Here is a 14996-nt window from a genome sequence, read left to right on the forward strand (position 1 = left end):
GCAATGAAAATGTTGTTTAAACGATTGCTGCTTTTTGCAATAGCAGCAATGTGCTTCCTAAACGTGATAGCACAGGAAAAAAAGACGGTTACCGGCACCGTAAAGGATGCGGAGGGAACCCCCCTGGCCTCGGTAACTATTAAAGAAAAAGGTACTACCAATCAAACAACAACAGGTGCAAACGGGGCTTTCCGTATTAATGTGGCCGCCAATGCTATCCTGGTATTTACTTCTATTGGATATGAGGCCAAAGAAGAGAGTTTGAATGGCAGAACCGCTATTGAAGTAAGCCTGGATATATCCAGCAAAGAAATCGGCGAAGTGGTGGTAACATCATTGGGTATTACACGTGAAAAGAAAGCACTTGGTTATGCAAGCTCTACTATTAAAGCGGAAGATCTGACACAAGCCGGATCACCAAATTTTGCAGCTGCATTGTATGGTAAAGCTCCTGGTGTACGTATTGGTGCAACACCGGGTGGTGCAACCAGTGCAGTAAACATCAACATTCGTGGGATTAACTCTATTACGGGTAAAAACCAACCTTTGATTGTAATGGATGGTGTACCTATCCGCAATGAAGAAGTGCGTAACAATGATTATTGGAACGATCAACGTCTACGTGGTAATGGTTTGTTAGACATCAACCCTGAAGACATTGAAAATATTTCCATTCTGAAAGGTGCGTCTGCTGCTGCTCTTTATGGCTCAGAAGCTGTTAACGGTGTTGTATTGATCACTACCAAAAAGGGATCAAAAAGTAGCAAAGGTTTCAGTGTTGATTTCAATGCTAACTACAGTGTTGACCAGGTAGCTTATTTACCCCGTTATCAAAATGTTCGTGGTGCAGGTGCACCCATACATGTAAGCAATGGCGGACAGGATGCTGAAGGTTTTGTTTATTATGATACGAATGGTGATGGTATAAAAGAAACAAGAGGTATTCTTGGTTACAGTATTAATTTCGGACCTAAGTTCGATGGTAAGCCAACAATGGGTTGGGATGGTGTTATTCGTCCATACGAAGCACAAAAAGATAATTATGCCGGCTTATTCCAAACAGGAAGAAGTTCAAGTATTAACGTAGCCGTTTCGCAATCATCAGCAAATGCTACAACAAGGTTTTCTTTAACACGTCAGCAAAACCAGGGTATCAGCCTTGGTGCAGATAACTATAAAAACATTGCCAATCTTAATACTTCACTTAGGTTGGGTAAAAAGTTTACAACAGATGTAATCGTAAACTTTATCAACCAGAAAACGCACAACCGTCCTTATTCCATTGATCGTATGATCAACAATTTTACAGGTATGATGGGACGTTTTGATAATGCAGACTGGTACCTCAATAAGTATCAAACCAGCAAGGGTTACAGATATGTAACAGGCACAAATCAAAGTTTAACGCCGGGTGAAAATATCATCTACAATGGCTTTAAAGGTGATATTGCTGATTATGTTTGGAGAGTTAAAGAACATAATGAAGATGAGTATAGCAACCGTATCATTGGTAGCGTAACAAATACATGGCAAATTATCAGAGATCTGCGTTTACGTACAAGATTCTCCAGTGATTTCACTTCACTTCGTTCAGAAAGCAAACAGTCAACTGAAATTCCTTTGGCATTTGGTAATTCAGGATATTTTGGCATGAACTCTTATCAAAATAATATCCTTTATGGCGATGTATTGCTTACTTATACTAAGCGTTTAACCACAGATATTGAATTGAATGCCATGGCTGGTTACACTGCAACCAAAGAGACTCAAACCACAATGGGACGTGGTACAAACGGAGGTTTAAGTACAGAAAACCTGTTTGACATTGCTGCATCAGTAAATACAGCAAACAGTTCTTCATCAAGATTCTTCCTGGTAAAAGATGCGATGATAGGAACGGTAAATGCAAACTACAAAGACTACTTGTTTCTTGAAGCAACAGTGCGTAGAGACCGTACATCTGTAATGAACCCAAGTCATAACAGTTTTGTTTATCCTTCAGTTAACTCAAGCTTTATTCTTTCTGATGCGTTTCAATTGCCTTCGTATATAAGCTATGCCAAAGTGCGTGCATCATGGGGCGTAGTAGGTAACTATCCTGATATCTACAATGCCAATATAGCCTATAACCAAAATACATTAGGTGTGCAAAGTGTAGGTGGTCAGCCGGTGTTGTACACAACCATTCCTTCAACTTTTGGTAACGACGCTATTAAGCCGGAAGAAAAACATGAAGTTGAATTTGGTATCGAAGCAAGATTTTTAAAGAATCGCTTAGGAGTTGAAGTTTCTTATTACAATGCACAGATCAGAGATCAGATTTTGCCGTTAACAATTCCTGCAAGTTCTGGCGCTACATCTGTTCTTACCAATATCGGCACACTTCGCAACCAGGGTATCGAAATTGCCATTAATGGTACGCCAATCAACAAGCAGAATTTTAAATGGGAAACCGGTATCAACTTTTCACAAAACAAAAATATTGTTGAAAAACTGGCATCTGGTTCAAATGAGTTGTTACATGCCGATTATGATGGTAACGCTGCTCAGTTGAAATCTGTTGTTGGTCAGGCAATGGGCGATTTTTATGCGCATCCTGTATTAACCAATAATAAGGGTGAAAAAGTTGTAGGGTCAAACGGTTTGTATTCACTTGACGCTAACAATATGGTGAAAGTTGGTAATGCAATGCCAAAGGTAGTAGGTGGTTTCTTCAATACACTCAGGTACAAAAATTTCAATTTGGATGTACTTACCGATTTCCGTTTTGGTGGTTATGTAATGCCAACCGGTATTTATTGGATGATCAGCCGTGGTTTGCTCGAAGAAAGTTTGAATTTTATGGATAAGGAACGTGGTGGTGTAAGTTATTATGTAAACGCTCAGGGAAAAGGTGTGCAAACAAGCAACGCAACCGGTCCTAATGGCGAGAAAGTACACAATGATGGTATCCTGGTTGATGGTGTTACTTCAGATGGTCAAAAAAATACCAATGTTATTTCACAGGCGTATTATTATTGGAATACTTACAACTGGGGTGGTCCTCAATACAGCTATTCAAGATATGAACTGTATATTCAGAAGAACTCTTACATTAAATTAAGAGAGGTATCACTTAGCTACACATTGCCAGAGAAAGCTGCAAAATTTGTTGGTGCAAGAAAAGTTCAACTTTCTGCATTTGGCCGCAACCTGTTCTATCTCTACAGAACATTAAAGGATATGGATGCTGAACAAACAACAGCAGGTTCAAGATGGTTCCAAACATTGAACAATGCCGGTACAAACCCATCAACAAGAAGTTATGGTGTAATGATCAGGGCAAATTTCTAATTCTGATTAACGACTAAAAAAGTAATTATGAAAAAAATAATATTGATGTGTGTAACAGCATTATCGCTGGCAATGACCTCCTGTAAAAAGCAGGACTTTGCAGATAATTATGCTGATCCATCGAAAATCTCAAACACATCTGTTGAGAAACAGTTTGCAGGATTCTTATCTTCCAACAGAGAGTATGTACTGCCTGCTTATTGGAATTATTTTGTAGTACTGCGTACAACGGTTAACAGGTATGCACAGGCAGTTGGCTGGGTTAATTCAACAGGCCAATATATTCCGGGCGCTGCCAGTATAAATGATCGTTGGAATAACTATTATAATTTCCTGGCACAGTACAGAGAATTAGAGAAAGTTTATACTGCAATGAGTACATCCGATCAGCAACTGCGCAGGATTTATATGATCGCAGCAACTATTTATTTGTATGATCATACACAAAAAGTAGTTGACCTGCATGGTGATATTCCATGGTCAGAAGCCGGTAAGTTGAGTGCAAACGGTGGTGACTATTCTGTTTCGTTACCTAAATATGATAAAGCAGAAGACATCTACACTAAAATGCTCGATGATCTGAAAGCATTTGCAGATGAGTTAAACTCTATTACAGTGACTAATGCAATTCAAACGGGTTTCAAAAACCAGGATATTGTAAACAAGGGGAATATGGCAATGTGGAAAAAATATTGCAATTCACTTCGTTTGCGTATGTTGGGAAGAGTATCAGGTGTATCTGCTTTTCAAACAAGAGCAGCTACAGAAACTGCTGCAATATTAGGTGCTCCTGCTACTTATCCAATTGTAGAAACAAATGCTGATAATGTACAGATCAAAGTACATGATCTGAATACTCCGCTTAACTCAAGCGGTTTCAGAACAGGTTTAGAGGATTGGGACGGTAATCTTGCAGGAAAAGTAATGATTGATCACATGAATACCAATGTGGATCCAAGAAGAAGAGCAATGTTTGAACCTGGACCAAGCGCACCAGGCGGCGCATACATAGGTCTTGATCCAATGGCTACTTCAGCAACACAAACCACGTTGGTTGCAGGTGGTACACTTGCCCGTTACAATCGTTCAACTATCAGCCGTAACCAATTTTTTCCGGGCGTATTGGTAAATGCAGCCGAAGTAAGCTTCCTGATTGCAGAAGCGTACCTGAAAGCCGGAAACAATACAGCAGCTAAAACCGCTTATAATGCGGGTATTGCTAAGTCAATTGAAAACTATTACTTATACAGAACTGTAAGTAATGATAACACAGCTGGTGCACTTGCTCCTTTAGTTCCGGCAGAAGTTACTGCTTACCAGGCTATGGCAGGAGTAAACTGGGATTTAGCTGCTACCACTGCTGATAAACTGAAATTGATCGCTACTCAAAAATGGATCGACTTCAGTGTTATTCAGCCTTTGGATAGCTGGGCAGAAGTACGTCGTTTGAACAGTCCTGTTTTCAACTTTGAAGTTGATAATTCTAATGCACAACAACTTCCTCCAACACGGTGGTTGTATGCTACATCAGAACCAACTTACAATGCTGCGAATTACAGCCTGGTAAAACCAAAGGATAATCTCACAACAAAAATTTTCTGGGATATTAACTAAAATGTGATCAGCAGTTTTTGGTTAAAAGAAACAGGGTCTCTTAAGTGAGGCCCTGTTATCATAAAACAAACTGTCTGTTCATTATTGATGAAATAAAGGTTTGTTTCTAGGAATGAGTTCGTTTTATTTCAAAGCCTTTTTAACGAAAATGGATATGAACAAAAAAATGTTGAAGCTGGGATTTGTAGTGTTGCTGGTTTTATCAACAAATGTGCATCAATTAACCGCACAGCATAAAGAATACTATCCGGATCCTGATACGGCTATTCAGCGCAGGTTAGAAGAATGGAAGGATCTGAAGTTTGGATTACTGATGCATTGGGGAACTTACAGCCAATGGGGAATTGTTGAAAGCTGGAGTATTTGTCCCGAAGATCTTGGCTGGGCAACCGGTGCAAGGAAAAAAGGTGTTGCAGATAATTATGTTGACTATGTAAAGGCGTACGAAAAACTGCAAACAACATTTAATCCTGTAAAGTTTAATCCCGAAAAATGGGCGGCAGCTGCTAAAAATGCAGGTATGAAGTACATGGTGTTTACAACAAAACATCATGATGGGTTTACAATGTTCGATTCGAAGTTTACAGATTACAAGATCACGGATAAAGCAACGCCGTTTTCGAGTAATCCAAGAAGTAATATTACAAAAGAAGTGTTCAACGCATTTCGTAAAGAGAATATGTGGATCGGAGCTTATTTTTCAAAGCCCGATTGGCATACCGATTATTATTGGTGGAAACAATTTCCGCAAAGCGATCGTAACCCAAGTTATTCTGTTCAGAAATATCCTGAACAATGGAAAAAATTTATAGACTTTACGCATAACCAGATCAACGAACTGGTAAGCGATTATGGTAAAGTTGATATTCTCTGGCTTGATGGTGGTTGGGTGCGTAAAAAAACAGAGGAAGAAATAAAGACAGAAATGTTTGAAGTGTATGAAGGAAGCAGATGGGCACGCAATCCACAAAGTCAGGATATTAATATGCCTGAGCTTGTAAAAAAAGTTAGGGCAAAGCAGCCTAAACTTATTGTTGTTGACAGAGCAGTACCCGGTGAACAGCAGAATTATCTTACACCTGAGCAACATATTCCTGAAAAAGGGCTGCCATATCCCTGGGAAACATGTATGACCATGGCAAACAGCTGGAGTTATGTTCCAAACGATCAATACAAATCAACAAATGAATTAATTGAAAAACTGGTTGACATTGTAAGTAAAGGTGGAAATTATCTGTTGAACATCGGACCAAGTCCCGAAGGTGAGTTTGATCCTGTTGCATACGACCGCTTAAAAGAAATAGGTGTGTGGATGAAGCTGAATGGTCAGGCAATTTATGGTACACGTAATTACAAATTGTTTGGCGAAGGCGATAACATTCGTTTTACACAAAGTAAGGATGGAAAAACATTGAATATTTTCCTGTTCAACTATCCGCAAGGGAATGTACGTATCAAGAATGTTTCATTCAATGCAAATTCAACTGTAAAATTGATTGGTAGTAATCAAAAATTAAAATGGAAAGCCGGTGGTGAAGGTGTTGATATTTCATTGCCTGCTTCGTTGAAAGCTGTAACAGATCATGTGTGGGTGTTGCAGGTGCAGTTATAAATGATGCAGTACTTAGTGTGCATGTAAAAATATTCCTATGAACTAGTCAATTTTCTCATAATCAGTAGTTTTAGCATACAAAACTATACGGCCGGCCATTCCTGGCTGGCCTCTTTTTTAAAACCGGATGTGGTTAATTGTTTTTTATGAACAAAGAATTCCTCTTTTCGCTGCTGCTTTGTTTTATCTCCGCTACTGCAAGTGCACAAGCAACTGTTCAGAAAATACTATTGCATCAAAACTGGCAATTCAGCCAGCACAACCAAGGCAAATGGTATGCTGCTAAAGTTCCCGGCACAGTGCATACCGATCTGCTGAACAACAAACTTATTCCCGATCCTTACTACAGAGACAATGAAAAAAAACTGCAATGGATCGGCGAAACTAATTGGGAATACAAAACAACATTTACAACAACTGCTTCTGTTTTACAGAAAAGAAATATTGAACTGGTATTTGATGGATTAGATACTTATGCTGATGTGTATTTAAATGGTCAGCTTCTTTTTTCTGCTGATAATATGTTTCGCCAGTGGAAAACTGATGTGAAAAAATTACTCAAACCCAACAATACTTTATTGATCCGTTTTGCATCAGCAAAAAACACAGTTGATTCGATTGCAAAATCGAAGCTGCCATTTGTATTGCCCGACAATGCAAGAACCTATGCCCGCAAAGCACAATATCATTTCGGTTGGGATTGGGGCCCGACATTTATTACCTGTGGTATCTGGAAAAACGTTTACCTCGAAGCATTTAATGAACGAGCTGCAGAAAAACAGTTTACTGCAGTCAATAAAGTTGAACTGGTGCAGGAGCCTGATCAATACGGTAAAACATTTTATTTTAAAATTGATGGCAAGACGGTATATATGAAAGGAGCGAATTATATTCCTTCCGATATGTTTACTTCACGCTTAACAAAAGAAGACTATCGAAAAATTTTAATGCTGGCAAAAGATGCCAACATGAACATGCTGCGTATATGGGGCGGTGGTATTTATGAAGATGATGTGTTTTACGATTTGTGTGATGAGCTGGGGATTTACATCTGGCAGGATTTTATGTTTGCCGGAGCAATGGTTCCCGGCGATGAACAGTTTTTCAATAGTGTAAAAGAAGAAATCAAATATCAGATCAAGCGGCTTCGTCATCATAAATCAATTGTAGTATGGTGTGGCAATAACGAAGTAGATGAAGCATGGCATCAATGGGGCTGGCAAAATCAATTCAATCTGCATGGCAATGATTCGGCAAGAGTTTGGAATGATTATGTGCGGTTGTTTCGAGACAGTATCACGACATGGGTAAATGAGTTTGATGGCACAAGGCCGTATGTAAGCACTTCACCAACGAATGGATGGGGACGTGCAAAAAGTATTACCGAAGGCGATAGTCATTATTGGGGTGTTTGGTGGGGATTGGAGCCGGTGGAAGTATTTGAGCAAAAGACCGGTCGTTTTGTAAGTGAATACGGCATGCAGGCGATGCCCAATTATAGCAGCATTGAAAAGTTTACGTTGCCGCAGGATCGCTTTCTGTTTTCAGATGTCATCAATCATCATCAGAAAGCCGGTAATGGCTTTCTGAAAATACAATCGTACCTGCATCGTTATTTTATCGATTCAACCAAATTGAAACAACTCTCATTACAAGATTATACTTATCTCACACAATGTTTGCAGTACTACAGTTTTAAAAATGCAATTGCTATTCATCGCAGTAAAGAACCTTATAACATGGGTACGTTGTTATGGCAGTTAAACGATTGCTGGCCTGTTGCCAGCTGGAGTATTACCGATTACAGTCGTGAACCCAAAGCTGCATGGTATGCGGTAAAAGAAGCATATCGTGATGATGTGAAACCTGCAAGAGACACTGTGTATCCAAAAAATCTTGCATTGAAGAAACCTTCATTTGTAATAAAACATGAAGGGGAGAATCTTTTCAGTATTGTAAGTAATGTAGATGCGAAATATGTGTACCTCTATAAACAACAATCATTTTTTAATATCGACGATAATTATTTTGATTTGAAAGCAGGTGTAAAGAAATATCTGCATGTGAAGAACAGGTATTTCTCAGCAAATGAAATACCGGTGATTAAAATAAAAACGCTTTATGATGTGTTGGGAAAACGATAATACAAAAATTAGTCAGTTAAATAATATATAGTAATGAAAAAATTATTGATTGTACTTGTACTGCTTGCTTCCGTAAAGCTGAAGGCGCAGCAAAAAACAGATCCGGCAGCTATCAAAGAGAAAATGCAGTGGTTTGCCGATGCAAAGCTTGGCATTTTTATTCATGCAGGCATTTATGCGGTGAATGGTATTGATGAATCGTGGAGCTTCCATAACAAAAAGATCAGCTATGCCGATTATATGAAACAGCTGAAAGGATTCACCTTGAAAAATTATGATCCTGCTGCATGGGCCGATCTCATACAGGAAAGCGGTGCCAGATATTCCGTGATCACCACTAAGCACCACGATGGAGTTGCGATGTATGATACGAAAATGAACAAGCTGAGTAGCGTACAGGCAACTCCAGCAAAAAAGGATATGATCAAACCGTTCTTTGAGGAACTGCGGAAACGCAACATCAAATGCGGCGCTTATTTTTCATTGCTCGACTGGAGTCATCCTGATTATCCGGGTTTCTTAAACGACAGCAGTCGTTATAAAATCGCCAACGATTATGATCGCTGGAATCGCTACCGTTCTTTTTTTCAGGGGCAGATCAAAGAGATCAACGCTATGTTCAAGCCGGATCTGTGGTGGTTTGATGGTGATTGGGAACGCAGTGCGGAAGAATGGGAATCGCAGAAAGTCAGAAGTATGATCCTGGCTGGTAATGCAAATGCGATCATCAACGGACGTTTGCAGGGCTATGGCGATTATGATACACCTGAGCAGAATTTTCCTGTAGTAAGACCGAAATTCAACTGGTGGGAATTATGTATGACCACCAATGATAACTGGGGCTTTCATCATGATAACAACTGGAAAACGCCTTATGAAGTAATCAGCATTTTTGTTGATGCAGTTTCAAATGGTGGTAATCTGTTGCTTGATATGGGACCAATGGAAGATGGAACCATCCCTGCTGAACAGGTGAATGTGTTGAAAGAACTGGGTGCATGGAACAAACGTAACGGTGAAGCGATCTTCAATACCATTGGTGGTATTCCGATGGGACATTTTTATGGTCCAACAACATTATCGAAAGATTCCTCAACGTTGTATTTATTCCTGCACGGAAGTTCGGGTGGTAATATCATGATCAAAGGACTGGATAATAAAATTCAGGACATCACTGTGCTGGGCAGTAATACAAAACTCACACACAAGATCGTTGGCAAAATTTCATGGAGCCATGTGCCCGGTCTTGTATATGTAAATGTTCCGCAAAATGCATTGGACAAGTACATCACTGTTGTAAAAGTAAAACTCGATAAGCCGGTGAAGCTTTATCGTGGACAAGGTGGATTTAATTAAGAATTGAAAATTTAAGATGATGAAAAGAGTAGTGTTTGTTTTTTATTTTATTACGTTGAGTGTTTTAGTAAATGCACAAACAAATTATGCAAAACTTGTTAATCCGTATATTGGTACAGGTGGGCATGGGCATACGTATCCCGGGGCAAGCATGCCGTTTGGTATGATGCAGTTGAGTCCGGATACAAGATTGGAAGGATGGGATGGCTGTGGTGGTTATCATTACAGCGACAGTATTATGTATGGATTTTCGCACACACATTTAAGCGGCACTGGTATTGCAGATTACTGCGATGTGTTGCTGATGCCGTTTACAGGTGAAGTGAAATGGAAGAACAGTGAGTACGCATCAACCTTCTCACACAAAAACGAAAAGGCACATGCAGGTTATTACGAAGTGTTGTTGAAGAAACACAACATCAATGCGGCACTCACTACATCTTTTCGTTCAGGTATGCATCAGTATACATTTGATGCAGCTGCAACAGAAGGAAAAGTGTTACTCGATCTGAAACACAGGGATGAAGTACTGGAATCATCTTTTGAAATAGTCAACGAATATGAAGTAAGAGGTATGCGCCGCAGCAAAAGCTGGGCAACTAATCAGATACTTTACTTCCACATGAAATTTGAAAAACCGATCAAAGAGTTTGGCATTGCGTTGAACGATGTGTTGCAAAATAACATCCGTTCTGCCAGCGGTAAAAACATCAAAGCCTATTTCAGCTTTGATGTAAGCAGCGATAAAGCTGTGCAGGTTAAAGTTGGTATTTCAGGCGTAAGCATGGAAAACGCAAAGCTTAATCTCAATACTGAAATTCCGCATTGGAATTTTGCAACGGTAAAGCAACAGACAGAAGATGAGTGGAACAAAGAGTTGAGTAAGATTGAAGTGAAAGGTGGTACACAAGATCAGCAGGTAGCTTTTTATACTGCCTTGTATCATGCATCGCTTGCACCGAATATTTATACGGATGTAAACGGAGAATATCGGGGTACAGATTTGAATGTGCATAAAGCGGATGGCTTTACGAATTATTCGGTATTCTCTTTATGGGACACACACCGTGCATTACATCCGTTGATGTCCATCATCAATCAAAAAAGAACAGCCGACTGGATCAATACATTTTTAGCGCAATACAAACACGGCGGAATGTTACCTGTGTGGGAGCTGAGTGGCAATGAAACGTTTTGTATGATCGGTTATCATTCGGTGCCGGTTATTGTAGATGCGTATCAAAAGGGAATCAAAGGGTTTGATACGAAGCTGGCATTGGAAGCAATGACGAGCTATGCAGAAAGCAGCCGTTATGGTTTAACGCAATACGGCAGACAGGGTTTTGTAAGCAACGATTACGATCATGAAAGTGCATCGAAGACGGTGGAGTATGCGTATGATGATTGGTGTATATCTGAATTTGCAAAATGGATCGGCAACAAAGAAGTAGCTAAAAAATATGCGGCTCGTGCATTGAACTATCGGAATCTCTTCGATCCTGCAACGTATCATATTCGTGGCAAAGTGCAGAGCTTTTGGTTTTCGCCATTCAATGCAACGGAAGTCAATAACTTTTTCACCGAAGGAAATTCCTGGCATTATTCGTTTTCTGCACAACAGGATATTGATGGTTTGATCAAACTGTATGGTGGCAAAGAAAATTTCGTACGCAAACTCGAGGAACTCTTTACTACAAACCAAACGCTAAGCGGTCGTGATCAGGCTGATGTTACAGGATTGATCGGTCAGTATGCACATGGTAATGAACCAAGTCATCACATGGCTTATCTCTTTAACTACGCAGGTAAGCCTTGGCGCACACAGGAGCTCATTCATAAAATTTGTACTGAGTTTTATCCCAACAATCCTGACGGATTAATCGGTAACGAAGATTGCGGACAGATGAGTGCTTGGTTTGTTTTGAGTGCAATGGGTATCTATCAACCAACACCCGGCAGCGGTGTGTATGCATTGGGTACGCCTTTGTTCGATGAAGTTAAGATTCACTTGGAGAATGGTAAAACGTTTTCCATCACGGCAAAGAACAGAACAGCGAAAAACTTCTATGTAAACAATGTGCAGTTGAACGGCAAACCACATGCAGCTACGTTTATCAGGAATACAGACGTGGAGAATGGTGGTGAATTGATTTTTGAAATGAGTGCAACGGCCAACAAAACACGTGGCAGCAACAAAGCAGATATCCCTTCATCGAACGTAAATGATGAACAGTTTGTAGCTGTTCCGTTCTTTCAAATGAACACGAATAAATTCAAAAACAGTTTGTCGGTTACGTTGAAACATCTTGATCCTAAAGCTGAGATCTATTATGCAATTGTAAATGGTGCTGCAAAGCCCAGGTTTTTCCGTTACGAAAAACCATTTGCTATAACTGAAACTTCAAACATCGAACTTTTTGCAAGTAAGAATGGAAAGCAAAGTGCGAGAATTGCACAGAAGTTTTACAAGGTACCCGGCGACAGAAGCATAACTGTACTGAGTGAAGTTCATCCCATGTACACTGCAGGTGGTAAAGATGCTTTGATCGATGGCATTATTGGTGATGCCAACTGGAAAACCGGCGACTGGCAAAGTTATTTTGCAAAGGATTTTGTTGCAGTAGTTGATCTGCAGAAAGTAAGACCTGTGAAATATGTTGCGGTGAATGTACTACAGGAGGTAAGTCCGTGGATTGTGTTCCCCAGTGAAGTGATATTTGAAGTGAGTAATGATGGTAAGAATTTTACAAGCTTAACAACGGTAGTGAATAAAATTGGTATGGATGTTCCCGGGCCCGTTGTGCAACAGTTGGGTGCAACCGTAAGTACAACCGCACGTTATATTCGTGTACGTGCGAAAACCGGCGGACAGTTACCTGCCTGGCACGAAAGTGCAGGATCGCCTACGCATATTTTTATTGACGAGGTCATCGTAAAATAGGTCTGAGTGCTAAAGTAGTTCTGTTTCATAAAGTATTTTTCTGCTCAACCGTTTGCATTGAATATTGAGTTAAGAAAAAAGTAAGTTTGGTTGTTGTTTTTATTCAATCAGATCAATTTGAAAAGTATGCGTATTATTTCCGGTTTCCTGTTTGTTGTAATGGCGCTTTGCAGCAAGGCACAAAAAGCAGAGAATATTATTATTATTACCACTGATGGTTTAAGATGGCAGGAACTGTACAAAGGCATGGATTCTGCCATTGCAAATAATAAGAAATTCCATAAAGGAGATAGTGCGTATATCTATCAACATTACTGGGCTGCAACGCCGGAAGAAAGAAGAAAGAAACTGATGCCGTTTATTTGGTCAACAGTTTCTGCGAAGGGACAATTGTATGGCAACCGAACGCATAACAACAAAGTGAATAACGCCAATCCTTACTGGTTCAGTTATCCCGGCTATAGTGAGATCATGACAGGTTATGCAGACACGGCGATCAATTCCAATTCATACAAACCCAATCCGCATGTAACCTTGCTTGAGTTTTTACATCAGCAACCTCTATATAAAAACAAAGTAGCTGCTTTTGGAGCTTGGGAAGCGTTCGACCGCATCTTAAATGAAGAGCGTTGTGGTTTTCCTGTTGTATCTGCGTATGACACTGCTGCTGTTCCACCGCTGTCATCAGAGCAAAAAATGGTGAATGCAATGCTGAAAGATTCATATAAACCCTGGCACGAAGATGAATGCCAGGACGTATTTACACATTATGCAGCATTCACACATTTAAAAGCGAAGAAGCCAAAAGTTTTATACATCGCCTATGGTGAAACAGATGAGTGGGCGCATGCTGGTCAGTATCGTTCTTACCTTGATGCGGCGCACCAGGTGGATGCATGGATCAAGCAATTATGGGATTATGTACAAAGCGATCCTGCTTACCGTAATAAAACAGCCATCTTTTTTACAACCGATCATGGGAGAGGAGATGTTGTAAAAGCTGAATGGACAAGTCATGGCAATTCTATTAAAGATGCATCTGAAATTTGGTTTGCTGCAGTAGGGGCAGGCATTCCTGCAAAGGGAGAGTTAAAAGCCACTCAGCAATTTTACCAGCAGCAATTTGCACAAACTATTTCGAAGTTGTTAGGCGTTACTTATACAGCGAAGCATCCGATAGCAAATGCAATAAAAGAAGTACAGCAATAAGTTTCTGCTACTGAAATATCCTCGCAAAATGATTCTCCAGGTGATTCCGCATGCCATTGCGGAATTGCTCCGGTGTTCCGTTCTCGAGTATCCCTACCAATTCTTTGTGCGATACGAATGTTTTGAGTGCTGTTTGTTTTTTCAACAAGCCACTGTTATGTACATAGTCAAACACAGGTAATAACATTTTCTGGAACTTCTTCATTGTTTCATTGCCTGTTATCTCATACAACTTTCCATGAAATGCAATTTCATGTTCTACATTAAATAAATGGTCTTGTGCCGCAGGCGGCTCATTTGCTACAATTTGTTTCAATTCTTTTATGTCAGCCTTTGTAATACGGTGAAAAAGAAAATCAGCCATCCCGATCTCCAGAACCAACCGTATTTCAAATACTTCTTTCAACGTACCAGGGTCGAGTATATGCGGATTCATACTCTTACTGAGGTTGCCGAATATATCAGGGCTTGTAATAACCGAACCTTTCTTTTTCTTCGACTCAATCAGCCCCATCAGTCGTAAACGAAGCAACGCCTCACGAATAACCGTACGGCTTACACCAAGAGCCTCCGCTAATTCAATTTCCTTGGGAATACTGTCGCCAACTTTCAGCTTTTGTTGTTGAAGTAACTCCACCAGGTTGGCTTCTACTTTATCTACCAGACTGCTGGTTTCAATGGTCTTAAAGTGTCCGTTTAAAAGTGCGTTCGCCATATTATGTACTACTTAATTATTCAAAATTAGGAAAAGCTGTCGGTTCTGTCTTAAAATCTGCATTGATTATTA

General features: G+C 40.0%; 8 protein-coding genes. 7 read left to right on the top strand and 1 reads right to left on the bottom strand.

The window, feature by feature from the left end; genetic code table 11:
* The first annotated feature begins 3 nt into the window (after positions 1–3).
* The 7 genes from H4075_RS08680 (at position 4) to H4075_RS08710 (ending at position 14209) form a co-directional block, all read left to right on the top strand.
* Positions 4–3333: a SusC/RagA family TonB-linked outer membrane protein gene (locus H4075_RS08680; protein ID WP_220494914.1), complete on the top strand. Its 3330-nt coding sequence runs from the start codon at positions 4–6 to the stop codon at positions 3331–3333.
* Between the two features lie 27 nt (positions 3334–3360).
* Entirely contained in the window at positions 3361–4947 is a 1587-nt protein-coding gene (locus tag H4075_RS08685; protein WP_182805974.1) for a SusD/RagB family nutrient-binding outer membrane lipoprotein, read from the top strand.
* Positions 4948–5101: 154 nt separating this feature from the next.
* Complete coding sequence (locus H4075_RS08690) at positions 5102–6559, top strand: alpha-L-fucosidase (protein WP_255460411.1); 1458 nt, start codon at positions 5102–5104, stop codon at positions 6557–6559.
* Positions 6560–6705: 146 nt separating this feature from the next.
* A complete protein-coding gene (locus tag H4075_RS08695; RefSeq protein WP_182805976.1) occupies positions 6706–8703 on the top strand; it encodes a glycoside hydrolase family 2 protein in 1998 nt (665 codons plus the stop codon).
* A 33-nt stretch (positions 8704–8736) separates the two neighbouring features.
* The gene (locus tag H4075_RS08700) at positions 8737–10059 is read left to right on the top strand and encodes an alpha-L-fucosidase (protein ID WP_182805978.1); all 1323 of its coding nucleotides are present in this window, start codon (positions 8737–8739) and stop codon (positions 10057–10059) included.
* Positions 10060–10075: 16 nt separating this feature from the next.
* The gene (locus H4075_RS08705) at positions 10076–13000 is read left to right on the top strand and encodes a GH92 family glycosyl hydrolase (RefSeq protein WP_182805980.1); all 2925 of its coding nucleotides are present in this window, start codon (positions 10076–10078) and stop codon (positions 12998–13000) included.
* A 126-nt stretch (positions 13001–13126) separates the two neighbouring features.
* The gene (locus H4075_RS08710; RefSeq protein WP_182805981.1) at positions 13127–14209 is read left to right on the top strand and encodes a sulfatase-like hydrolase/transferase; all 1083 of its coding nucleotides are present in this window, start codon (positions 13127–13129) and stop codon (positions 14207–14209) included.
* A gap of 7 nt (positions 14210–14216) precedes the next feature.
* Here the strand turns inward: H4075_RS08710 and H4075_RS08715 are convergent, their stop codons facing one another.
* Positions 14217–14924, bottom strand: a complete 708-nt coding sequence (locus H4075_RS08715; protein ID WP_182805983.1) for a FadR/GntR family transcriptional regulator — start codon at positions 14922–14924, stop codon at positions 14217–14219.
* Positions 14925–14996: the final 72 nt, after the last annotated feature.

The organism is Lacibacter sediminis (assembly GCF_014168535.1).
In the GTDB taxonomy this organism is placed as follows: Bacteria; Bacteroidota; Bacteroidia; order Chitinophagales; family Chitinophagaceae; genus Lacibacter; species Lacibacter sediminis.

Bases quoted from the DNA above. Each gene is read 5' to 3' on its own strand.
- H4075_RS08715 (WP_182805983.1), bottom strand. From the start codon at position 14,924: ATGGCGAACGCACTTTTAAACGGACACTTTAAGACCATTGAAACCAGC.
- H4075_RS08680 (WP_220494914.1), top strand. From the start codon at position 4: ATGAAAATGTTGTTTAAACGATTGCTGCTTTTTGCAATAGCAGCAATG.
- H4075_RS08705 (WP_182805980.1), top strand. From the start codon at position 10,076: ATGATGAAAAGAGTAGTGTTTGTTTTTTATTTTATTACGTTGAGTGTT.
- H4075_RS08685 (WP_182805974.1), top strand. From the start codon at position 3,361: ATGAAAAAAATAATATTGATGTGTGTAACAGCATTATCGCTGGCAATG.
- H4075_RS08700 (WP_182805978.1), top strand. From the start codon at position 8,737: ATGAAAAAATTATTGATTGTACTTGTACTGCTTGCTTCCGTAAAGCTG.
- H4075_RS08695 (WP_182805976.1), top strand. From the start codon at position 6,706: ATGAACAAAGAATTCCTCTTTTCGCTGCTGCTTTGTTTTATCTCCGCT.
- H4075_RS08690 (WP_255460411.1), top strand. From the start codon at position 5,102: ATGAACAAAAAAATGTTGAAGCTGGGATTTGTAGTGTTGCTGGTTTTA.
- H4075_RS08710 (WP_182805981.1), top strand. From the start codon at position 13,127: ATGCGTATTATTTCCGGTTTCCTGTTTGTTGTAATGGCGCTTTGCAGC.